This window comes from Agrobacterium sp. DSM 25558, assembly GCF_900100825.1.
In the GTDB taxonomy this organism is placed as follows: domain Bacteria; phylum Pseudomonadota; class Alphaproteobacteria; order Rhizobiales; family Rhizobiaceae; genus Agrobacterium.
Genome location: NZ_FMUD01000014.1, coordinates 26234 through 46778, shown reverse-complemented (window position 1 = coordinate 46778; position 20545 = coordinate 26234). Strand labels below are relative to the sequence as shown.

At 50.9% G+C, this 20545-nt stretch carries 23 protein-coding genes and 2 pseudogenes; 8 read left to right on the top strand and 17 right to left on the bottom strand.

Translation table 11 applies throughout. The annotated features are described in order from the left end of the window. The first annotated feature begins 2 nt into the window (after positions 1-2). Positions 3-1058, top strand: coding sequence for a glycosyltransferase family 2 protein (locus tag DSM25558_RS13495; RefSeq protein WP_077105285.1), 1056 nt, complete (start codon positions 3-5; stop codon positions 1056-1058). 48 nt (positions 1059-1106) lie between these two features. Then, positions 1107-1748 (top strand): methyltransferase domain-containing protein, encoded by a 642-nt coding sequence (locus tag DSM25558_RS13490; protein ID WP_077105284.1) that lies wholly within the window; start codon positions 1107-1109, stop codon positions 1746-1748. Between the two features lie 509 nt (positions 1749-2257). On the opposite strand, the gene DSM25558_RS13485 is transcribed toward DSM25558_RS13490, so the two are convergent. The 7 genes from DSM25558_RS13485 to tssI form a co-directional block, all read right to left on the bottom strand. Next, positions 2258-2830 carry a recombinase family protein gene (locus DSM25558_RS13485; RefSeq protein WP_077105283.1) on the bottom strand — a complete coding sequence of 191 codons (573 nt, stop codon included), beginning with the start codon at positions 2828-2830 and terminating at the stop codon, positions 2258-2260. Positions 2831-2999: 169 nt separating this feature from the next. Beyond that, a complete protein-coding gene (locus tag DSM25558_RS13480) occupies positions 3000-3302 on the bottom strand; it encodes a PAAR domain-containing protein (protein ID WP_077105282.1) in 303 nt (100 codons plus the stop codon). 132 nt (positions 3303-3434) lie between these two features. Continuing rightward, on the bottom strand, positions 3435-3998 hold the full coding sequence (locus DSM25558_RS13475) for a GNAT family N-acetyltransferase (RefSeq protein ID WP_077105281.1): 564 nt from the start codon (positions 3996-3998) through the stop codon (positions 3435-3437). Between the two features lie 108 nt (positions 3999-4106). Then, complete coding sequence (locus DSM25558_RS13470; protein WP_077105280.1) at positions 4107-4739, bottom strand: ankyrin repeat domain-containing protein; 633 nt, start codon at positions 4737-4739, stop codon at positions 4107-4109. A 7-nt stretch (positions 4740-4746) separates the two neighbouring features. Further along, positions 4747-5271: a PIN domain-containing protein gene (locus DSM25558_RS13465; RefSeq protein ID WP_077105279.1), complete on the bottom strand. Its 525-nt coding sequence runs from the start codon at positions 5269-5271 to the stop codon at positions 4747-4749. Continuing rightward, on the bottom strand, positions 5271-6218 hold the full coding sequence (locus DSM25558_RS13460; RefSeq protein ID WP_143240105.1) for a DUF4123 domain-containing protein: 948 nt from the start codon (positions 6216-6218) through the stop codon (positions 5271-5273). The genes DSM25558_RS13465 and DSM25558_RS13460 overlap by 1 nt, the downstream gene beginning before the upstream one ends. 2 nt (positions 6219-6220) lie before the next feature. Further along, positions 6221-8668, bottom strand: a complete 2448-nt coding sequence (gene tssI / locus DSM25558_RS13455; RefSeq protein WP_077105277.1) for a type VI secretion system tip protein TssI/VgrG — start codon at positions 8666-8668, stop codon at positions 6221-6223. Positions 8669-8866: 198 nt separating this feature from the next. Here tssI and DSM25558_RS13450 point away from each other — a divergent pair, with 198 nt between their 5' ends. Next, positions 8867-9814, top strand: coding sequence for a hypothetical protein (locus DSM25558_RS13450; protein WP_244554190.1), 948 nt, complete (start codon positions 8867-8869; stop codon positions 9812-9814). A gap of 6 nt (positions 9815-9820) precedes the next feature. Here the strand turns inward: DSM25558_RS13450 and DSM25558_RS13445 are convergent, their stop codons facing one another. The 3 genes from DSM25558_RS13445 to DSM25558_RS13435 are packed head-to-tail and all read right to left on the bottom strand — an operon-like array spanning position 9821 to position 12207. Next, positions 9821-11245, bottom strand: coding sequence for a hypothetical protein (locus tag DSM25558_RS13445; protein ID WP_159442494.1), 1425 nt, complete (start codon positions 11243-11245; stop codon positions 9821-9823). Between the two features lie 39 nt (positions 11246-11284). Beyond that, on the bottom strand, positions 11285-11806 hold the full coding sequence (locus DSM25558_RS13440; RefSeq protein ID WP_077105275.1) for a DUF805 domain-containing protein: 522 nt from the start codon (positions 11804-11806) through the stop codon (positions 11285-11287). Between the two features lie 50 nt (positions 11807-11856). Further along, positions 11857-12207, bottom strand: coding sequence for a hypothetical protein (locus DSM25558_RS13435; RefSeq protein WP_077105274.1), 351 nt, complete (start codon positions 12205-12207; stop codon positions 11857-11859). 103 nt (positions 12208-12310) lie between these two features. Here DSM25558_RS13435 and DSM25558_RS13430 point away from each other — a divergent pair, with 103 nt between their 5' ends. After that, positions 12311-12574 carry a helix-turn-helix domain-containing protein gene (locus DSM25558_RS13430; RefSeq protein ID WP_077105273.1) on the top strand — a complete coding sequence of 88 codons (264 nt, stop codon included), beginning with the start codon at positions 12311-12313 and terminating at the stop codon, positions 12572-12574. A gap of 34 nt (positions 12575-12608) precedes the next feature. Here DSM25558_RS13430 and DSM25558_RS13425 read toward each other — a convergent pair whose 3' ends face one another. From DSM25558_RS13425 to DSM25558_RS29785, 3 genes and pseudogenes are all read right to left on the bottom strand, one after another. Continuing rightward, entirely contained in the window at positions 12609-12974 is a 366-nt protein-coding gene (locus tag DSM25558_RS13425; RefSeq protein ID WP_077105357.1) for a DUF3768 domain-containing protein, read from the bottom strand. A 6-nt stretch (positions 12975-12980) separates the two neighbouring features. After that, positions 12981-13565: a hypothetical protein gene (locus tag DSM25558_RS13420; protein WP_077105272.1), complete on the bottom strand. Its 585-nt coding sequence runs from the start codon at positions 13563-13565 to the stop codon at positions 12981-12983. A gap of 128 nt (positions 13566-13693) precedes the next feature. Further along, positions 13694-13878: pseudogene (locus DSM25558_RS29785) on the bottom strand (site-specific integrase); the annotation flags it as partial. 366 nt (positions 13879-14244) lie between these two features. On the opposite strand from DSM25558_RS29785, the gene DSM25558_RS13415 reads away from it, so the two are divergent. The 3 genes and pseudogenes from DSM25558_RS13415 to DSM25558_RS13410 form a co-directional block, all read left to right on the top strand. After that, the gene (locus DSM25558_RS13415; RefSeq protein WP_143240104.1) at positions 14245-14718 is read left to right on the top strand and encodes a hypothetical protein; all 474 of its coding nucleotides are present in this window, start codon (positions 14245-14247) and stop codon (positions 14716-14718) included. Between the two features lie 57 nt (positions 14719-14775). Then, positions 14776-14943 carry a hypothetical protein gene (locus tag DSM25558_RS28835; RefSeq protein WP_159442493.1) on the top strand — a complete coding sequence of 56 codons (168 nt, stop codon included), beginning with the start codon at positions 14776-14778 and terminating at the stop codon, positions 14941-14943. A 166-nt stretch (positions 14944-15109) separates the two neighbouring features. Next, positions 15110-15351: pseudogene (locus DSM25558_RS13410) on the top strand (IS3 family transposase); the annotation flags it as partial. 59 nt (positions 15352-15410) lie between these two features. Here the strand turns inward: DSM25558_RS13410 and DSM25558_RS13405 are convergent. Beyond that, positions 15411-15908 (bottom strand): hypothetical protein, encoded by a 498-nt coding sequence (locus tag DSM25558_RS13405; RefSeq protein WP_077105270.1) that lies wholly within the window; start codon positions 15906-15908, stop codon positions 15411-15413. Between the two features lie 373 nt (positions 15909-16281). Here DSM25558_RS13405 and DSM25558_RS28990 point away from each other — a divergent pair, with 373 nt between their 5' ends. Further along, positions 16282-16614: a hypothetical protein gene (locus DSM25558_RS28990; RefSeq protein ID WP_200800754.1), complete on the top strand. Its 333-nt coding sequence runs from the start codon at positions 16282-16284 to the stop codon at positions 16612-16614. 450 nt (positions 16615-17064) lie between these two features. On the opposite strand, the gene DSM25558_RS13390 is transcribed toward DSM25558_RS28990, so the two are convergent. From DSM25558_RS13390 to DSM25558_RS13375, 3 genes are all read right to left on the bottom strand, one after another. Then, the gene (locus tag DSM25558_RS13390; RefSeq protein ID WP_077105268.1) at positions 17065-18027 is read right to left on the bottom strand and encodes a hypothetical protein; all 963 of its coding nucleotides are present in this window, start codon (positions 18025-18027) and stop codon (positions 17065-17067) included. 97 nt (positions 18028-18124) lie between these two features. After that, positions 18125-18988: a hypothetical protein gene (locus tag DSM25558_RS13385; RefSeq protein ID WP_143240103.1), complete on the bottom strand. Its 864-nt coding sequence runs from the start codon at positions 18986-18988 to the stop codon at positions 18125-18127. A gap of 546 nt (positions 18989-19534) precedes the next feature. Further along, positions 19535-20524: a hypothetical protein gene (locus DSM25558_RS13375; RefSeq protein ID WP_077105265.1), complete on the bottom strand. Its 990-nt coding sequence runs from the start codon at positions 20522-20524 to the stop codon at positions 19535-19537. Positions 20525-20545: the final 21 nt, after the last annotated feature.

Genomic DNA, 20545 nt, shown 5'->3' with positions numbered 1-20545 from the left:
TAATGAAGATCTCATTTATCATTCCGACAAGGAACAGATCAAAAATTCTAGAAAAGACCTTGAAACATACGTTATCAGTTTTAAAAGGGGACGATAGAATTGAATTTTTGGTCGTAGACAACGGATCGACTGACGATACAAAACAGGTTGTCGAAAAGTATACGGGGCTAGTACCGAAAGTTCGGTATATTCTCGAAAATGCTCCTGGCCTCTTGGCAGGTAGGCATGCAGGTTGGAAAGCGGCGTCTGGTGAGCTTTTGGTTTTTCTAGACGATGATGTTTTTATTAGTGCAACTATCGTGGAATCATACATTGAGACTTTTCAAGTAAAAAGTGTGGGTCTCGCTGGCGGAAACAATCATCCACTTTTTGAATGTTCACCACCGGAATGGTTGCTGAAACTTTGGGCAGCTGATGAAAATGGCCGTCACAGTGTTCCGGAATTAAGCATTATCTCATTGCCTTCCGTCGAGCCTATTGAGCATGATCCATACTATGTGTGGGGCTGCAACTTTGCAGTAAGACGTTCAGTTTTGGAAGCAGCTGGTGGCTTTCACCCAGATGGTTTTCCTCCGTCGCTTATAAGGTTCCGCGGTGACGGCGAAACCCATATCGCGGCGTTTGTGCAAAACAATGGTTATTCGACAATTTTTCACCCTGGAGCTTCAGTGCAGCACTTGGTGCCTGAAGCTAGGATGACGTTAGATTACATCAAAACACGCGCTTTCGCGAACGGCATTTCGTCATCTTTTACCAGAATTAGAGCTAAACACCTGAAAAAACGAGGCCTAATAGATCAAGCTTTTCGTACGATCACGGAACCTGTTAGTTGGACTGCACGGAAAATGATCAGTTTTCAACGGCACCCTTTTTCACACTCTTCAACGGCACCTTATTTTGGTGACGCCGAGGTTAGGGATTTGATCGAATACCACGAATCTGAGGGCAGACGGTTTCATAAAGACCTTTACCAAAGTGATGTAACTGTTAGAAATTGGGTCCTGCAAAAAAATTATATTGGCAAAGAAAACCCGCTTGGTAAAAGCAATGATAGTTGATGGTTGTTTGATACCGACAACTCGCGCTAATTTTGAGAGGCATGCGGCATGAAACTTCATAGGTATAAGAAGGGCTTGCTTGGTAGATTCGATTACGAACGCTACAAAGCGGTTCAAATCAAGGGCAATACTGAAAATACACACCTTCAATGGGTCAATGAAGACACAATTCGGTACATTGCGTCTTACATCAAAAGTATTCTAGGCGAGCCGCAGTTCGGCCTCTGCCACGGGACTCGGCGCGGTCTGGAGCAAAAAGTATTTGCAGAGACGCTTGGATGTGACGTGCTTGGGACTGAAATTTCGCCGACTGCGGCCGACTTTCCTTTGACTATCCAGTGGGACTTTCACGAAGTCAAACCGGAATGGCTTCAAAAAGTTGACTTCATCTATTCCAACTCCTGGGATCACAGCTACGATCCGAACAAGTTATTCTCTGCTTGGTTCTCGTGCCTTCGCCCTGAAGGTTTGTGCATTCTGGAGCATACCCAATTTCACACAGCAGATGCTGTAACTGAAATGGATCCTCTGGGATTAGAATTAGACGAATTAGTTGATTTGGCCAATAAAATTGGAAATGGACGGTTTAGGGTTAGGGAAGTGCTTACAAACAGCCCAGCTATCGTAGGCATTGAAGGCCTTGAGACGAAACCAACATATGTGATTGTCCAAGCTCAGGACACAGCTTAATGGGCATAGCGAAGCGCCTAAATTGGGCGCTTTGCTTCACCCTAAGCAATATCAATCCTACCGTATCCGCGGACAACCTGTCCGGTTTCCAAGAACGAGCTGAACATACTCGTTCTCCCAGCCATACCCATCAATTACGACCCTACGGCCGTCAATCGATGATATTTCGGCATCCTTCACGCCGATACGACGTGCCACCCTTAGCGCCTGTCTTGGACTACATCCTCGATCATATCCTGATGATCGCTCCCTGTCAGGCTCACGACTAAACCCAAATTCCTGCGCGAACCCAACTAAAGGCTGATACAACACTGCAGGAACAACAATTGCCATGCGAAACAAATTTGTTCTGATCGCCATAACCAAACTCCCGATTTTGTTTTACGACCCTACACCTTCGATTATGAACGAAAGCAAAACGAGGCCTATGCAAACGGCTTCGACGAGGAGAAATGGCGTTCAGATCTTGATCCAAAATCGATTACTTCAATGAGGCAACGTCCTTACCTCTACCTCTGTACGTTCAGAGTCGAAATATCCTCCGCGGCAAGCACTCTGTAAACCTGCATTCTCGAGCAACCGACATCTTTGGCGATCGCCGTTACGCCCACGCCAACTGCCGCCATTTGTCGAATTTTAGCGTGGTCAATTCGGGCTCTACCTCCAGTATAGCGCCCAGCCGATTTCGCTCGTTCTATACCCTCTCGTTGGCGCTCCTTTAAGAAGCGACGCTCCATTTGGGCGACCATGCCCAAAACCGTCACGATGACATGCCCCATTTCCCCGCGTGTCGAGACATGAGGATCTATGATCGTCACGTACGCACCTCGCTGTTGGCACTCGTGGACAATATTTAGCACATCGCGAGTGTCTCGCCCGAGGCGATCAAGTCGCGTTACCAAAAGTTCGTCGCCTTCGCGTAAAAATTCGATGACGGTCGCAAGTTCTGTTCGGCCTTTTCGGGTGCCGCCGGACACTTTTTCTGAGCGGATGATTTCGCAACCCTCGCTTTGAAGGCGATCAAGCTGACCCTGCAAATCCTGATCAATAGTGCTGACGCGTGCATACCCGATGCGAGCCATATGTAACCTCAAGCTTTAGGCTTGACGCTACCCTGTCACAAATAGCCCCTGTCAACCCGGATGTTACATTGATGGCCGTAACTCATTGCTTATCACGTCAGGGTATACCCTGATGCTACGCACGCATTGACAACTCAAAACACTGTCGCGGTAGTGAAAATCACCCTCGCTAGTCGAAAGTAATCCACGGCAAACCTTGAACAAGTTTACCTCCGTGCGCGCAGCCATCACCAAACCGAGCGATTTTTTTTCCCGCTATGGAGGCGACTGATGAACCAGTCGTAATTTTATCCGAGGTTGTTGGCACACCCGTGCAGAGCAGGCTATCTCCCACGGTCGCTATGGGCACTCCTTCGACCGTGACGAACTTTTGTTGCGTAGATATGATAGGTCCACCAATATGTGGTTTTGGGCCAGGTTCGACCATTGGGCAGATGTGCATATGGCCTTTGAGGGCAACAGGTTGTCCCATGTGATTACCTTCAATTACAAGTCGTAAAATTTTCTACAGGGAGATATTTCAGCCTAAAGACTGGAAACACCTTGGCTTATTGTAATCTAAACTGCCGTTTCAAACCGAATTCAACTCCCAACGTTTTAGAGGCTATGCTTGAAATTTTTTGACAAGCAAATACACGTCTTTTTCTTGCAACGTATTGGATAATCCAGGTACTTCTTCTACAAACCCCAGCGAACGGTAAAACCCAATGTAATCGTTATTGTATTCAGAATATAATAAGCCCATTGTTTCTCTAAAACGCGCCTGCTGCGACTGAACCAAGGCTTTACCTACTCCGTTATTTCTCTGGCTTTGATCAACATATATTGCGTTTATGAGCCGCAAATGCCCGGAGAATCTAGGTAGGCCGGGCGCTAGGCTGTAAAAGCCGAGGGAGGCCTGATACATTAACGGCTGGCGGATCAATTCGAAATCCATGGTTTGGATAAATCCGACTCTTCGGAAATCTATCGTTGCAACCGCAAACTGCCAGAGCTGGTATATCGGATTAGATTGCGACTTTATTATAGAGTAAAGCAACTCTGGAGATAACGCAGAAGCTCCCTCTGCTGAGGAGGCAAGAGGCTTGATTGTCGAAAAACCTCTGGCAATGAAGTCGATATCCGCATCATCTGCTATGTTGACATGAACTTGGGATCTGATCACCACTTTGCTCTCCAAAAAAATTTGCAAAAGGGCTGCTAGATAAATCGGTCAAAGCCGAAAGTCTTTAGGTCGGTTCATTGGGCTTAGTGATGGGTCTCTGGATTTTAGAGACTATAAATTCAAACTGATCCACTCATGCACTTTCGGCTTTTGTGTTTTTGTTCGCTCTAACAAAGCCTGCTTCTGCTCGGCATTTGCGGTATAACCGAAGTCTCTCAGAAGTTTTAAAGCTAATATCGCTGTGTCCTGATTGTCAGACTTCCCTAATACGACACAGTTTACGGCTTGGGTGGGAATATCAAGTCTTGAGCCGCCGTAGCGACTAATCTCCGCATAAGAATCAACCGAAGCACCGTTCTCAAGAAGAATACGAGCTTTGTCCAATTGGCCAAACTTTATCATCGTTGATAGCGGCGTTATGCCCTCATCGTCGGCAAGGTCTAACGCTTTGTGGTTTTTGAATTTTTCCACGAGCCAGCGATATGCATCGTCTTCAAACTCAGGTGTCTTTTCCATCAATAAGGTGCTTCCATTAACTGATCGCTGAAGCAGGTTTACACCATTCAAATCCAGAAATTTAAGAGCCGCTATATTCGAGACGCAGCTGAATAACACGGGGGTTTCATCCTCTAGTATTTCATTGCGAAAAATATTTAGGCAGAACTCGTCGTTCGAGTGGTTACCCGACAAGAACATTTCTTCCCAATTCTGCAAGATGTGTTGGTCTTTCGGGGTCAGGGTCATTTGCATCTCATCTAAGTGGTATAAAATTCTGTCCGGGAGGAATTTCTATTGTTTGGTTTGCCATTTCATCGGCGTGGTCTCGTGCTACTTTATCGGTTTTGGAAACCTTTTCGTAGCATTTGTTCTTTTGGTACGTTTCGCCTGCGTTCTTAAGTCCTCGTTGGAGGTCTCGTATTTCTTTGTAGTGGCCGCCCGGAGAGGTTAACTTTCCTCCGGCCATCGGGAAACCGCCCCTTGCATCAGCGATAGGGTCATATTTCCTCAACTCTTTTTTCAGAAGCTCGAGGTTTTTCCTCATTTTTGCTATAGCGTCTAAGCATTCAGGCGGGGGATCGCAGTTTCCGGTCTGGCAAGTTGCAGTATTACTTTGCGTCTGAGCTGTGGCTTCAGAGTCAGCATTGGGTGTATCGCCACTTAAGCCCACCGCCAGAAGAATGCCACCACCAATCCATGTCGCAGCATTGACTAGGGCTGGCCCCCAAATAGGTGAAGTTTCTGCAATACCGTAACCTATTGCTATTGCGGGAGGCATTAACGTTTCTCCTCTGCATATTTAATACTAGCTTGAAGGAGAATTTGGACCCGACGGTCGGGCGAAACGGTTGGATCTTTAGCGGTCATAACCTTGTAGACATCGGGATTCTGGGTCAACTTTCCTGAGGTTACGACCTGCATGTAACTCCAGCGAGCCAGTGCTGCTTCACTTTTCACCCCATATTCCCTACCGTCTTTGATGTATTGTTGTGTTGCTTTTGAGAGCTCAAAATTATCCATTTTAGCTGTTTGGTACGGAGCAACTTTTCGTAAATAATTCGAGATTCGAGTTACAGTCGCTTCACCCATCAAATCATTTGTTTTGCCAATCTCGGTGGTCGTTATTTTGAGTGGACCTTTGGGCGCGGGGGGAAAACTACCAGGATTGCTGAGACGTTTGATTCCACCGTATTTGGTGGCGTTCATTGTAATCGCCTTGGCCGGTCCGAGCACACGAGAAAATTGAGCCTCTGTAAAAGAGGGGAGCAATGCTCCCATCACGTTAGGATCCCAATGGCGAAAAAGTACACGCTCGTAAATCACACGAGTTAACGGCGTGGCCAAATTTTGTTCAATACGGTCGTCCGGGACCAAAATCCGATTTATGCTTCTCAAATGCTTATAGAGCGCGGTTTCGCCAGAAGGGCACGACCAAAATACTGCACATGGCTTTTCCAGTGTCAGATCCATAATATGCGCATTGACGCGCCTATCACTCAGCGCAACCAACCAAGGCCCATCGCGTCGCCACTGGTTATCGCCTCCTGACAGAAACAAGGAGCGCGACGAAATATTAACTTTCAGGAGTTCGTCCTGTAGGTCGTCAAAATGCGCTCCATCAAGTACAGCGTATGTATTCCCATCAGCGATCATATCGCTCACTTCTTTTCGGAAGCGGTTCAAAACCGGGTCTTTCACGGCAGTATTCGACACATTTGGAGCCATGTTCACATTCTTACAAAAGGGGTTGATGACTCAGCCATTTTTCGCGCACACGACGTTCCTTCGCCGGGGCCGCCTTTTTTGAAATTAATTTGGTTGCCCTCGATATCGATCTTCAGTGCGAACAGCTTGATGCCGCTTTTCGTAAGGGAGATGTAGCCACCCGGCGTCGAAAGCCTGATTTCGTCATCTGCGAATATCTCCCAGACCTTCGCTTCACCGTGATATTTTTCCTCCGACACGAGATTGTAGAGCTTGCCGACATTGACGGTGATCTTTTCCCCAACGCGAGTGTACTGGCCCTTTCCGACCTCGACGTATTGCTCGCTACCAATTGTCAGGTTCTGTTGCTTTCCAACCTGCCGCACTTCCGTTTGGCCGATGTTGGTTACTTTGCTGACGCCGATCTGTTCGGCCTTTGCAACACCCACTGACGTGGACTGAAACGCACCGATGATGGTGTTCATGATGCCGGGGAGTGGGAAGAGGCCTGATGCATCTGATCCAACACCAGTACCTGAGCCTGCAAGCGCCGTGCCTGCGTCAGACCGAGGGCTGGGGCCTGAGACCACACCCTCGCGAGACGACATGCCACCAGCGCCGAGGAAGCCGAGGGCGGAAGAGGCGAGTGTCGTGGCGAACGCTGCAATGCCCGGTCCACCACCGCCAGCGAATTGCGCCGCCTGACTGAGAAGACCTGCCGTCTGGCCAGAAAGTGCTTGGACGCCCGCCATCGCCATCATCGCCATGGGTCCAGTGCCACCAACGACGGTGTTCACCGATCCACCGATCTCGTGCTTCTGGTTGCCCGAGACCTCTACAGCGCGGTTGCCACCGACAGAGGCCACCTCGTGGCGGTCTATGCGCTTTGTACGGTCGTTCAGCACACGGGTGGTCTGGTCTTTCTGGGCGTGGAAGAACTGGTTTTCCTTGCCTGCTTCGTCCTCGAAGGTGATTTCGTTGAAGCCATCGCCCTTGTGCGTATTGGAGCGCAACACCATGCGGGTCTTGTTGGCCGGCAGATCGTAGGGCACCGAATTTTTCGGGTTGTTGACGACACCTGTCACCAAGGGACGGTCTGGATCGCCGTCCACAAAGGCAACCATCACCTCCATGCCAATGCGCGGGATGACCTGCGCACCCCATGTACCTCCACCCCATGCCTGACTGACCCGCACCCAGCAGGTATCTGTCCCATCCTTCTTCGCCTTGCGGTCCCATGGGAACCACAGCTTGATGCGGCCATATTGATCCGGATGGATTTCTTCGCCTTCCGGTCCGGCGACGATTGCCACCTGCGTACCTTCGATCTTCGGGCGCTTGGTCCTGCGGTGCGGCGTCAGCGGCACGCGAGCTGGGATGGCCTCAAAAGCGTTGCGGTATTCCGGCTCGTTGCTGTTGGTCTCGTAGGAGCGGTCCACGATGGTGTGGCTCGCTTTGATGATCACATGCTCTTCATATTCGTGCTCGGGATGGGCAACTTCGTATGGTGTGAAGCGACGGCCTGCTTCCAGAATGCGGGACGTCGATCCGCCGAAGACGCGATCATGGTCGGCTTCGATGGATTGCGCCCGGAGTTTCTGGGCCCGCTCTGCCTCTTCCACGGTCTTGATGCGGGCCGGGTATTCGTAAAGCTCGCGTTTGGTCGCATCCGGCATCTGCACCAGTGACGGTGTCATATTGCTCGGCACCATGCCGGGTGTTTCGAAATTCCAGTCTGCACCTGCGCGCTGACCGGGCACGTAAGAAAAGCGTCGGGCCCAGTCATTGATGTGGTTGCGATCTGAGGAACCCTGTGCCAATCTCACCCTGCCTTCGCCTTGTGCTGAGGGCGACGGTCCAAGCCATCCATTGGCGGTATCTGCCACATGCAGCTTGTGAGACCCGTCTTCATGGCTGAACCAGTAAAACAGCCCATCTTCCTCTAAGCGTGTGAGAAGATAGGATAAATCGTCTTCGTTATATTGAACGCTGTACTCTTGTGCAGGCGGAGTTTTGATCACGCCTGACGTATCCGGTGCTGGGATGCCGTGTTCGGAAAACAGCGTTTCGACGACCTCCACCGAGGTTTTGTCCATCCAGATACGGCAGTCTGAACGGCGCGACAGCAACCACATCTGTGGGCGAATGGTCATGGCGTAGGAGCGTAGACCGCGAGTAATCGGCGGTCCCTCGTGCAGGTCGGTCACGAGACCGTTGAACGGGCGGCGCACGCCACCACCATCTTCGCCCTGTTGCACCTCGACGGAGACATCGATCAGACGGCCGATCAGTTCTTCCGGCTTCACCGATTCCTTCTTGGCGCGGACATTCAGCTGTATCTCGAACAGTTGCGAAACGCCTTCGTTGATCACCATCCGCTCCGGCAGCAACTGGTCTTCGCCCAGTGGCGACTTGACCTTGAGAACACGGCTGGCCTGAATGAACTCGGACGACGATGGCTGGTCGGTCATGGGGAACCCCGGTGATCGGATTGGATAAAATATCAATCAGCTGTCAAAATCTAGTAAGAATGCAATCAATCATTGTGGCAAAAGCAAGGTGCTTTCACTTTTTGTACAACTAGTTCGACATAAAATTGTTCCGCAGTCCTAAACCCGCCGTAATCTACAATCTAATTTTAAGCGAAACAGTTTGGATGGGATGCATTCATGGCGCTTGTTGATATGGACAGCACATTGCCCAAAAGACGCATGAAGGCTCACAGTCCGCAGACGAAGCATGATGCCGAGGGCTATGGCCTGAACCGTGAAGAGGCCAATGAGCGTCGCGGCGCTGGTTGGTGGGTCAGCCTCAGACGACGTGGCCACAAAGTTGTGCGCCTGTTCAAGGACAGTATTTATGGTTCCGATGAAGCCACTTACTCGGCAGCCCGCGCCTACCGCGATGCGATCATCGAAGCCATACCACCTGCGACCAATCATGAGCAGGCGGTTCTTCTGCGCAAGACTAACAAGAGTGGCATTTCTGGCGTACGTCGACTAGAGACCCGCGAGGGTGACGTCTGGCAGGCAACGCTGACAACAAATGACGGTAGTAAGCGCGAAAATTTCTCCGTTCCGAAGTTTGGTGAAGCGAAGGCTAAATCAATGGCAATCGAGCAGCGCCGCAAATGGCTTTGCGCTCTGCCCGTCACGCATCTGGCCTATGCTCAACACGCAGCGGACGTGGCACATGAGCACTTCGCCGACGATCTAATCCCTGTCAGCGACGTCATGCCGGAAACCCATCTCACAGATGACGAGATTGAAGCCCGCATCCAGTCGATCAACGATGAGTTCGACAAAATGCGCCCGAAGCGGCTGCGCATCCGGGTTAAATATTATCACGGTAGCAGACTCTCGGTGTTCGTTTCCGATGCAGGCAAGCCAGCCAAACGCAAGCTTGTGCAGATCAATACGCGAAAGCTGGATAAGGCCGAAATGCTAGCTGCGGCAAGGTCGGTGGTCGGGGCGACGATTACTGAGTTCTACGATGCTGACGTAGCACGGTGGTTCATGGACGCGCATGGCGACAATCTGCTTACCGATAGGCATTTCCATGTGAGGCAGGGGTTCAACGTACTGGTATTTCTGCCAACCCAACTGGCTCGACACTAACCCTTATCATTCGGTGCCGGGGCAAAGGCGAACAGTTTTACTCTTCCAGCACTTCCCGTCGCGTCTCATGTCTCCAAGGTTTGTGTGCGCATGAGTGCTGCCGGGCGTTTCATTCCACGCTCCTGACGCGGTCGAACCATCGATTCCGATGTAAGCAAAATATCGATTTCCCTCCATGTAGAAGCTGCCCTTATCGTTGTCGTCCTGTTTCCAGTAGCAGGCACCGTCAATGGCTTTCTTTCCATCGACCACAAGCAAGCAGTTTTTCCGATTGGGCGGCGTTTGCGGTGCACCCGGATACTTGTCTGAAACTTCGGCTTTCATTGCAGGCTTGCTGAAGCAAAGTTGAAATTGAGAGAACGGTACGGCGGCGGTTGCCAAGCTGAGTGTGATCAAACCGCCATCCAAATCCTCGATCTCTAATTTTTTGCCATTCTTGCCATCATTGAGAATTTCGCTCGAAAGCTCGTAAAAGCCGTACCAGCCGAAATAATCATCTAAGTGGCCATTGGAGATGTAACCGCCTTCGTCATCGATTTTCCAAGTGGCACGAACGGAATCTTTGAATGGTGCGCCCTCAACAAAACCGACAAAGTCTTTACCGGGTGCCCCCATGAAGCCAACCGTCATGTCACCTTGTTTCGTTTCCACGAAACAGGTGTCACCCCAATCCTCTTCGCGTTTTTCAAAGGTCCACATTGAGGCCGAGGCAGCCGGGCTCACGGCTGGCGTAGGCGGGATTTCTCCAAACATGACGCTTCGATTTGGTGCTGGTGGTTTAAACGTGGCGCTATTCTGGCTCGGTGGTTCGGCAAAGGGCGATGTGCTCGAAACCTCAGGCGACTTGAATAGTGACGGACCGAGTTGGGTCAAGGCCGTGATACAGTTGTCAAAACCCGTACCCAACCCAATGGCGTCCGCGTAGCTCACCACCGGCACGTGCCATACTGGTTCGTTGCCTTGAAAGGTCACGGCCAGCGTAGCTGGCTTGTTGGTCGAGATTGCCGTGCCCAAAATGGTGGTGACCATAAAACCGCCGCCGTCTTCTGCGTTAGCGCCCGGAATTTCTCCGTACATTTCATCAGTGCTGACGACCTTGGAAGTGAACTGAATACCACCTGCCCAAGCGGTACCGATGGCGACGTTCGTCGTTTGGCCAACCGGCAGATTCCAGTTTTGCTTCGTCACCCGTAGCCGCGGAACAATTTTATCTGTGCCAATCAATGTGTACTCAATCGCAACCGACTTCCCCGACCATGCCGTACTGCGAAAGGCACAAAATGCCTGTTTTCCATCCGTTGGGGTATGCAGGAAAATCTCCAAGCTGTTTCCCTTGTAGTAGGACTGCTCTTCGGCGCTCGCTTGCGTAGCGACGGAAACTGCAACGCTGATACCCAGCGCTGTAAGGATCGTGCTGACTTTCATGCTCATCATGCTTTCTTTCGCTCTGCTGTTTGCAACACGTGCGCTTCAGGCGGGTTTCTGTGACGGCTGAGGGTTTTGAATGATGCTCGCTTTCATCGTTTCGAACTCGGTATCCGTAATTGCGCCGGACGAGCGCAAAGCGGCCAGTTTTTCGATGCGTCCAATCTGATCAGCCGAACTGGAAGCGTCAGGCTGACGCGCCGGGTGACCAGCCCCACCAGTGCGCGCCGCAATGTCCTGAACGTGAGCCCTTGACGCGCTGCTTCCGATCACGATGAAAGCGATAATGCCGACCAAGGGTATGAGGCAGGTCAGCACCAGCCAGCCACTTTTATCCAGGTCATGCAAACGCCTGACGATGATCGCGAGCGAGGGAAGGTAATGGCCAATCACGATCAGCGCCGAAACGAGCGGCTGGGGTTCACGAGGCCCAGCAATAATGACGTCGATAATCAATCCGCCAAACGCAAGGGCGAGAAATACAAGGTGGTAGTACCAAAATTCCGTCCGGGTGGATCGCCCTGAAAACGTCGCGTAACGGCGCATGGCGTCAATGTAAGCGCTCATAAGATGTCCAATGTCCTGTATGAATTACCGTCAAGCCGGGTGAGCCGGCTTTATACCGTTGGCTGGTTTTTCTTACGCTTTGCAGAGCGCCACGTGAAAAAGCCCATGATCGCCAGCACCATGGCGATGTAGCCCCAGATGGTGATGTCGCCGAAGTTGCCTTGGGTCGACGCCATGAACGCAAGCAGTCCGGCAACGAAGAACATGATGGCCCCCACCAACGGCAGTGCGAACGAAAAAGCGCCCGCAATGGCGAACACGAGGCCGACAAGCATTCCAATCGATGCCGCCGCCCCGGTGGCGCTGTCGTTCATCAATCCGCTACCTGCGGTCACGGCACATGATTGCATCAGCACCAAAATGCCGAGAAGCAGGCCGATAATTCCAACTGCGATTTTCATAGCACCTCCTTAAGTGAAGTTCGTGAGTCAATACTCGTTATCAGGTTAATATGGGACTAGCAGTCCGTCGCTTGTCAAGCCACATTTATGGCTTGTTGCGGCAATGGATGTTCGAAAGATAATCGGCTGGAATCTACGACGCTTGCGTGTTGAGCGTGCGATCTCGCAAGAACGACTTGGGCTGGAGGCCGATATTGACCGTTCATATATTGGTCGCATCGAACGCGGCTCGGAGAACGTGACCGTTGCAACGCTTGAAGCTGTATCGCGTGTCCTGAACGTACATGTCTCTGAGTTATTTGCCCCCGTAGACCCGGGTGCAATACCCTTGCGCGCTTTGAAGGGCGGGCGTCCACCCCATGAGTAAAAATGCAGTAGCGCGTCTTTCCTGAACGCATCGCTTAATACTCCTCCGCCCGCATAATAGTGAGCACCCGGCACGTCACTGCATCATCGGCAGGGTCGGGAGAGCCGTTCTGCAAATCGCGGCCGTAATAATCGATCTTCCAGAAGAACACGGCGTCATTGACCGTGACAGCGCCGAAGTCATGCTCGCCATACGGGTCGTTCCCTAGTGTGAAATCAGCAAAGGCCTGAACAGCCCCAACGACAGCTTGACGGTCGTTTTCGGCAAGGCCATTAACCCCGTTGGTGAGCATGATCCGCCCACCCACGAAACCGGTTCGAAAGGCGTCGTTCTGAGTGCGTATTGATGCGGTTTTCTGAGCCGCACCCTCGTTGGTTGGTCTCATGAGTACGCTGGCCATCACCAATCAGGCCTCGACGTAAGAGGGGTGAATGAGGGCGACCTGATCGAGACGGCGCGTGAATGGCGGGTTGTCGAGGTAATCGCGCCACTGTAGCCGCAGGCTGCCTTCAGCTTTCACTTCCAAAACCTTCGCCTCATACCAGCCTTCAAGCGGGCCTTCTGTCGCCAGCACCAAGCTACCGACGACGATCTTGTCAAAACCGTCGGGCATGTTTTTTGGGCGCACAGGATGGGTAACGTCAGCAGGGGGCGTTTCAGGCGCGGCGCGTGGTTGCTCAAGCCGCTCGCGTTCTTCGTCGGTAAGGTGGGCTGCGATCTCGTTATAGAGGTCTTGCTTCACGAACGGCACGAAGGCCTTGCCGCTGTCGAACAACTTGCCCTGCGGGAGTCGGGTCAAAAACGACCTGACGTCATCGCTCTCAACTTTCAAGGCAGCCATACCCATCAGTTCAGCAGCCTTCTCGGCTGGGCGTGTATCGGTGGCGGGAAAGAACGATGCATGAGGCTTTCGCTTGTCATCACGACCCAAAATGATGATTGGGCAAGGCAGGGTAATGGGCGAGGTGGGGTTCGTGGTTGCCGTGTTCATATTTGTAGCTCTCCAAATAGAAGAGGGGCCGCAACGGGCCCCCTCAATGCTGACAAAAGCGTCAGCGTGTTACGTTATATCATTACACTTAGGAGTTGTCAAGTTTACGAAAAATACGCCTTTTAGTGGGTAATGATTGAGCGGAATTTCCCGCTTTCTAGTTCGGTACGGCTGCAACGGCCTCGTTATATGACGCCATGAAAGCTGGTGATCCGGGTTCGCCTGTAAGCCTTGGGCCACCTCGCCAAGCGTAGTAATACGTACTGTCCATTGCTTTTAAGGCGTGGATGCCTTTAAGCGCAACTGTAACCATGCTTTTTGTCAAACTCTGCCAGTTCGCGGTCTAGATCGGTGTCGTCGCTCTGCGGCGCTGATGTAAAATGCCACCGAAACGTTCCGTCTGGCAATGTGTCTAATGCAGTCGGTTTCATTCCGCCTTTTTCAGAGCCTCCAGCGTGGCGTTCAAATCCCGGACGCGAAGTGTCGGGCGGTGTGTTCTCTTAGTATCTTGTGCAACGTTACTCATGGCCGCGCCTGTTATGTAGGATTTTATATGGTGTGTTCACATTCGTGCGTTGCCAGCTCACGATTGCGCAAATAAGTCTGGCGGGCAAATTCACAGAGTGGGCAGCATGAGATTTTTTATTCCTGTTTCTTTGATCGCAGCTGTTGTTCCATCGTGGCGGTCTATTTTCAATCTCTCTGGAAGGTCGATGTCTGCTCGCCAGATGAAAACTGCGTGCGGGAATGGCTTTCCGCCACAAGCGGCTGGGCCGCTGTTATTGTTGCGGTGCCGACCATTATTTTCTTGTCCAGACAAGTGTACGACGCCGACCGGCACCAAAGAATTGGCTTTGCCATTCAACTTAGAAAGCACCGAGTTTTGGCGGAAAGAGTGCGCACAATTGCCGGAATGGTCCTGTTTATGATCGAACCCCACTTCCTGAATTCTCCTGACGATGCACCGCCCGACATCCGAACGTGGGACGCGACTACGCTCGACGAGATAGTGCATCATTTGCGAGATACGACTATTCAAACCTTTGAGCGGGAGATCGAAATCCTAGAATGTTCGGAGCTTGGGCTGTTGCGATTACTATTGAGGCCGCGAGGGCAGGAAATGAACCTCAAGTTACTTCTGCTGCAAACTTGACGCGATCGTTCTTCACCGACTTGGCTGAGCAAGCTGAAGCGTATCTTCGAGACGTACATGAGATCACTCGCACCGCTTGAAAAGATGGACTGGCAGTGGGTCGTGGCTCGCCGCTTTTCGCTATGCGCGCAAAATGCGGTAAGCACGATTACGACTGCGCTTCGCGAGAGCGATTACCGCGTCGATCTCGGCTACGATACGAGTTGCTGCTTCGGCCTTTGGTGAGAAAATCACCTTTCTCCGCATAAGATGCGCGACCAGCTCGGAGTTCCATCAAGTCGCCGTACTACACGACATAACGATAGCCATTCATGCGTACTTCTTCATGTCGGTGAGCATTGAGATCCACGGCAACGATATCGGGCCATGCTTGCTGTTGAGCCGCACAAACGATGCGCAGTTGGTACGTTCGATGTCGCGCAAGGCTGTTCACAAGATAAAGCCGCGTGTGAGGGCTTCTTCGGTCGATTGAAAACGGAACTCGTTTATCCACGAGATTGGAGGGCCATCACAATCGAACAGTTCGTCAGAGAAGTGGATGCCTACATCACATGGTACAATGAGAAGCATATTAAGATATCTCTGAGATCGCTCAGTGAAGGCGATGAAACGGCAGTTTTTCCGGGGCTGTGAGAATCGCTCCATGTCACGCCGTCCGCTCTTGGACCATCGTCGGTCGCAATTTCCATCAGCTAGAATAGTGGTCGCACTGCTGGCTGCTTTCTAACGTCTGCGATCCGTACTGATAACAACATAATCAGATAGAGGCCTGCAGCGCCGAAGTTGATCCTGTCATCAGGCATTTCGCTCACTTCTATTCCGATCCACAGTTCTCGTACCCTGTTGACGAATTCCCCATCAGACAGGGTTAGCGATAGCTTGTGAGCCATTTCATTGCGCATTTTGCGCAGTAAGTTGAGGCGTCTGTAATCATCTTCGGAGACAAGGCCGAGCGCTCTGACGAGGTTGGATCTGGCCGACAACGACCCCAAAGTTGCGTTGCCACCTTCGAAAAGATCATCTCTCGTGTAGGGAAGGACAGCCACTAATAGCCGCCTCAACAACTCATCGATCATAGCGCCAGTAACAAGCACTAGCGCGCGATCGCTTCCCGCTTGAAGCTCTTTATTAAACTCAACCATAAACTCTTTCTGGTCGGGCCAATCGAACTCTGCTGGATTATCAGTCATTTTTTTATCCTCGGTATCTAACGTTTTGTCGAGGCTGTGCCGGGATAGAGACGCCGGAAGCCTGTGACGACTTTCGTCTTTTGACGGAGTGAAACCGTTAAATCCATCGCCGACACCCATGCCGTCGGTACGAAATCGGCGGCTTCTGGATCCTAGAAGGCGGTGAAAAAGGAAAGCCGGGTTAAGCGGCGTCTCCCTTAAATCATTTTTGCACCGCTACAGCGACTAGTTTCCACCGAATTGGAGACGGTGGATTGTGCTGGTGGTGGTTTTGCGGAGGCAGGGGATTGCCCTTGTTCGCAGCTATCTCGTCACCACAGTTAACGCATCGATAGATAGCTGAATCTGGTGAGATCCATCCAGGCGTTCGTTCTTGGTGAAAGTTGTCGTGCTCGGTCTGCTGAAAATACTGAGGATTGTTATAAAGGACCATGCTGATGCTCCGTTTTTAGTTGCATTAGTATCGGAACATACACGCTTCGATTTGGCAATCTTCATTTGTCTTTCATGGCATTACTCACAGCAATCCACAGGGGATTTACCTGCCCGCCAAATTAGAGATGATGCTGATGCTCTAACCGGAGCGTCATCCTCGTCGTTCTGGCCGCTCCTCGATGACGATTTCACAGCGAAACAAATTCCTGAAACAATTGGACAAAACCAAGAACTTGTGAGCCTCTGCGCGATTGGCTTCTCCCCATGTTGATGAACGGTCGTAAGCGGCAAGGTGACGGGTGATCGTTCGTTCCGACAGTCCTCGGTGGACGCGCAACAAGCTCTGATAGCCGTCAAGCAGGGGATATGGCGACGCGAGCTTCGGGGGTGGACATACGACACCTGCCCGTTGCAGGAAAACAACGAACCTCCCGGCACGGCGTGAGTATTTTGGCGACACCCGCAGCCACTGCCGCCCACCGGCACATCGACAGCGCTGTTCGGCAAAGCGACGAACGACATCACCATCGATGACGTCCATCGAGATCCCCGCTCTATCAAGCCAAGCTGCGAAATGACGGCCCGTCAAGGCGATCGGGCACCGCCTCGATCATTCGCATCAACCCAAGGCTAGCCGCAGGGCTAGACATAGATTCTCACATTCAGAGAACTCGTATGCCCGAAATACCTTTTTGAGCATCAGACGCGCCTCAGATAATCCCTATTTGATGGAGACTGGGCTTGGCGAAATTACCGCGCTACGCGCTGAGGCTGGCCAGTGTTGGCGGGGTAGACCTATTATCTCTGCCTTTGCTGCCTGCTGGCTTTCCCTGTCAAGCGACAGCAGCTCCTCAGCGCGCTTGACGATATCTTTGAGTAGATAATTTCCGCCGCCACTCGCCAACAAGATATCGCTCATTTTTACATCCGAGTAGAGCTCAGCCACATTCTTGAAAGAACCCGTACGAAGTTCACGCTTGTATTGTTTGGCCTTATCGATTTTGTCCTGACTAATTTCGCCGGTTTCAGGATCAAATACCTCGGCGCTCTGTTCATACAGGAATACCGAATATTCGCTCTGAGGGGCCTTCATCATATACATCGTGCGTCCTTCAACATTTTCGGACCACGCTTTAAAATAAAAGCACTTTCCTCCAGCCCAGCCAGCGTCGAAGCGCTCATTGGTTTTCTTCTGACGTTTAAGAAGAGCTTCCCTCGTTACGCCCCACACCATGAAGTGACCATGCCAGCAGACGGCAGGTTCCTTTTTGTCTGTAAGTGGGGTTCCATTATAATAATACGCGGCATCCAACGCGCCGAAAAAGTTCATTCCTTTCAGGCGACGTCGCATCCATTCGCTCAAACTCTGAAGGTTAAAGTCTTGGATTTCAGAAATTGGCGCGATGTGTTTCTTGCATGCTATGTCTACGAAAAATACTTCTCCGATCTCACCCATTCTAAGGCGCTGGCGAATGAAGTGCTCCGCGCTTTTCGCATAGGCGATTCTGGTATGCGGGTTGATGGCCAACATTTCTGTCGCATTTTGCTTCATCAATTTCGACAGCATTTCCGGTGGCAATTTATATTTGCCTGCTGCCGAGACATGGTAGCGCCAAATCGCCTTGTCTAAGGCTTCATGCCTCTCAACGAATTGCTCGAATGATATCAACGGTTCACGTTTCATTGTTCAAGTCCTATGGGGTGACGGCACCGGTATGCGTGGTTACAACGCTTATTTACCGGGTGGGGGTGATGAGTGGGTTTGGGGTGTATAATGTGTATTACAATAGGGGCGGCTCAAGCACTTCGCTGGCTACTATCTCTTTCACCTCGAAAACTGTCTTGCCCTTGGCATCCTTATGAACAATGGCCTTAACCGTCACCGATGTCCGATGGGTTATCAATTCCAATTCATTTGCTGCTGGCTGGTCAGCGATTTTCCAGCTTGACGACCTTGATGGCTGCTTCTTCTTGAGCTTCTCTATTATAAGACCGGACACCTGCTCAGCTTTCTCTTCGCTGGCCCAAAACGGTTGAAGCAAACCGTTAAGCCTTTTGGTGAGCGAGGACGCACTTTTGTCCGCAACCGCGTAACGCAGCACAAAAACCAACGCGTGATCACTATCGTTAGAATTAGTCCGAGGTCTGTTTCGATGCTTGAGCCAGTGTTCAGAGAGGCAAAACTGATTCCACTGGTCTCGGTCCAATTTCAGGACCTGCGAGATGGCGTAAATAACAACGAGATTTTCAATGATCGCCGCATCAGCTGCTACGGTCGGCATGCGAATTTTCTGGCGGAGGGGATCGAGTACAGAGCAGAGGTTCTGGGCTTCGATTACAGCAGTCAGGCGACCAACTAGTGAGGATTCAAACGCCTGCTCTCTTGCTCTGAGTAAGCGCGGACTTGTCTTTATTACATAGGATGGCTGATCCCTGTTCGGCCCACGCATCCTTACCTCAAGCCCATCACTCCATGAGCCCAATTTACTATTTGAGGTTCTGTAAGGATGGAATGTTTTTGGGGCTTGGGCTGCTGATTGTTGCCTTGATGGAGTCTGATCAATTAAGTTGACATCGAACGAGTAACAAGTTCGATCCTTGTTACCCCCACCACTCATTTTTCCTGATTTATCGATAGGCTTCACTAAAGTATCTCCATAGGCGCGCGTTTTCGGTCAGAGCGCAAGCGCTCTGGCAAAGTCGGCGGCAAAGGGTTGAGATTAGATGTCAGGGAGGTGGGGAGGAAGCCACAGTCAAACACCGTGGCTTCGCTACGCCAACCTCCTCAAGATGCAACGTGTTAACGAGCGGTCTTTTCGATTTTGGCAATGAGGGCGCGAATGTCTTCAGCCCGCCAAACCGTTACCCTTTCTGATATTTTACGCGCAGGCGGATACTTTCCACTTTTCACGCCTGCCCAAAAACCCGACTTGCTTATTGGAAGAGGACCTTGTGGTCGCAGTATCTGTTGTAGACGTACATACCCGCTGGATGGAAAATCGTTAATCAAAGGGGGCGCTGGGTCAAAGCGCGTTTCGCTTTTCTGAGGTTGCGTCATTTCTTTCTCCGTGGCTTGCGTTGGACACAGATGGAAGATGACAAAAATTTTAGTTGTTTACCATAATCCACCAGTACATACATAGTACCACACGATGTAAACAACCAAAAACGAATGAGAACAGATAGTTATATCAGTTCCTACGAAATCTTTTGTTGAACTGAGAATTCATAATTTCGATTTCGAGGGAGGTAATTTTCGGTGCTTTAAATGGGCGAGGCTTTATGTCGCCCAGCAACCGCATCGTCGTTCGATCAAGATCGTCACTCTCCATTTTGCCGAAGATATGATCTGACACAAAACGTGCGCGACCTAGCCACTCATCGATATAACCATGATGCTCAGTGTAGCTAAAGTTACCCTCAAGCATAATGACGAGGAACGATTTGCGCTTAACTCTCATTGAAGAGGCCGCATATTGAAGTGCGAGCGCTGGTTTATTGCCAGTCCACTGACGATGAAGAAGCGATCGAGCAACATATTTCTTCCCGTACTCTTGGGGCCCTAAAGACCTTTTCAGTTCATGAAATATACCGGCGGCTCGATTCAGGCTTGGGGCGAAGTCGTACTCAACATCTCTGAATCGATCTGCACCATGATGAAGATAAGTCATTGCCTGAATGACCGTTTTGATTGACTTGTCTTCAGTATTTGCAGCGATGGTAATGCTGTCTGGACTGTACGCTCGCGTAAATGCGTCATAACCACCAAGCTGGTCATATATATCCGCAAGGAAATCGATTCCGGTTAAAACGTATCGTGAAACGATGTCTCTTGACAGGTCGAGATCATGATTTCCTAACCCGACGGCCCTCTCGCAGCTATCCATGTGTGCGAGGATAGCATGAGTCATCAAGCCAAGACTGATAGGCTGGTATTGGGGAAATGTTGCCCAACCTACGAAGCCACTTGCTAGAACCTCTCTAAATCCTGGATAGGTAGGATCATCGTTTAAGATTATTTCCAGGGCATCTCGAGCTTTGAAAGTCTTACCCAGCGCGATTTCTTTGAACGATTTATGTATGGGATTTTTTCTCGGTAGATTGTACTTTTTTAAAAGGACGTTTACCGCAGTCTCCACGGCAACAAGTTCTTCTGAGGTCATGATTTCGTCTACGTTCAAAATGCTCTCCCAGCGTAATAA

Bases quoted from the DNA above. Each gene is read 5' to 3' on its own strand.
- DSM25558_RS13435 (WP_077105274.1), bottom strand. From the start codon at position 12,207: ATGAAAATCGCAGTTGGAATTATCGGCCTGCTTCTCGGCATTTTGGTG.
- DSM25558_RS13405 (WP_077105270.1), bottom strand. From the start codon at position 15,908: ATGACTGATAATCCAGCAGAGTTCGATTGGCCCGACCAGAAAGAGTTT.
- DSM25558_RS13430 (WP_077105273.1), top strand. From the start codon at position 12,311: ATGGATGTTCGAAAGATAATCGGCTGGAATCTACGACGCTTGCGTGTT.
- DSM25558_RS13470 (WP_077105280.1), bottom strand. From the start codon at position 4,739: ATGACCCTGACCCCGAAAGACCAACACATCTTGCAGAATTGGGAAGAA.
- DSM25558_RS13425 (WP_077105357.1), bottom strand. From the start codon at position 12,974: ATGGCCAGCGTACTCATGAGACCAACCAACGAGGGTGCGGCTCAGAAA.
- DSM25558_RS28835 (WP_159442493.1), top strand. From the start codon at position 14,776: ATGAGATCACTCGCACCGCTTGAAAAGATGGACTGGCAGTGGGTCGTG.
- DSM25558_RS13420 (WP_077105272.1), bottom strand. From the start codon at position 13,565: ATGAACACGGCAACCACGAACCCCACCTCGCCCATTACCCTGCCTTGC.
- DSM25558_RS13480 (WP_077105282.1), bottom strand. From the start codon at position 3,302: ATGGGACAACCTGTTGCCCTCAAAGGCCATATGCACATCTGCCCAATG.
- DSM25558_RS13440 (WP_077105275.1), bottom strand. From the start codon at position 11,806: ATGAGCGCTTACATTGACGCCATGCGCCGTTACGCGACGTTTTCAGGG.
- DSM25558_RS13485 (WP_077105283.1), bottom strand. From the start codon at position 2,830: ATGGCTCGCATCGGGTATGCACGCGTCAGCACTATTGATCAGGATTTG.
- DSM25558_RS13390 (WP_077105268.1), bottom strand. From the start codon at position 18,027: ATGAAACGTGAACCGTTGATATCATTCGAGCAATTCGTTGAGAGGCAT.
- DSM25558_RS13490 (WP_077105284.1), top strand. From the start codon at position 1,107: ATGAAACTTCATAGGTATAAGAAGGGCTTGCTTGGTAGATTCGATTAC.
- DSM25558_RS13465 (WP_077105279.1), bottom strand. From the start codon at position 5,271: ATGCCTCCCGCAATAGCAATAGGTTACGGTATTGCAGAAACTTCACCT.
- DSM25558_RS13495 (WP_077105285.1), top strand. From the start codon at position 3: ATGAAGATCTCATTTATCATTCCGACAAGGAACAGATCAAAAATTCTA.
- DSM25558_RS13445 (WP_159442494.1), bottom strand. From the start codon at position 11,245: ATGAGCATGAAAGTCAGCACGATCCTTACAGCGCTGGGTATCAGCGTT.
- DSM25558_RS13460 (WP_143240105.1), bottom strand. From the start codon at position 6,218: ATGGCTCCAAATGTGTCGAATACTGCCGTGAAAGACCCGGTTTTGAAC.
- DSM25558_RS13450 (WP_244554190.1), top strand. From the start codon at position 8,867: ATGGCGCTTGTTGATATGGACAGCACATTGCCCAAAAGACGCATGAAG.
- tssI (WP_077105277.1), bottom strand. From the start codon at position 8,668: ATGACCGACCAGCCATCGTCGTCCGAGTTCATTCAGGCCAGCCGTGTT.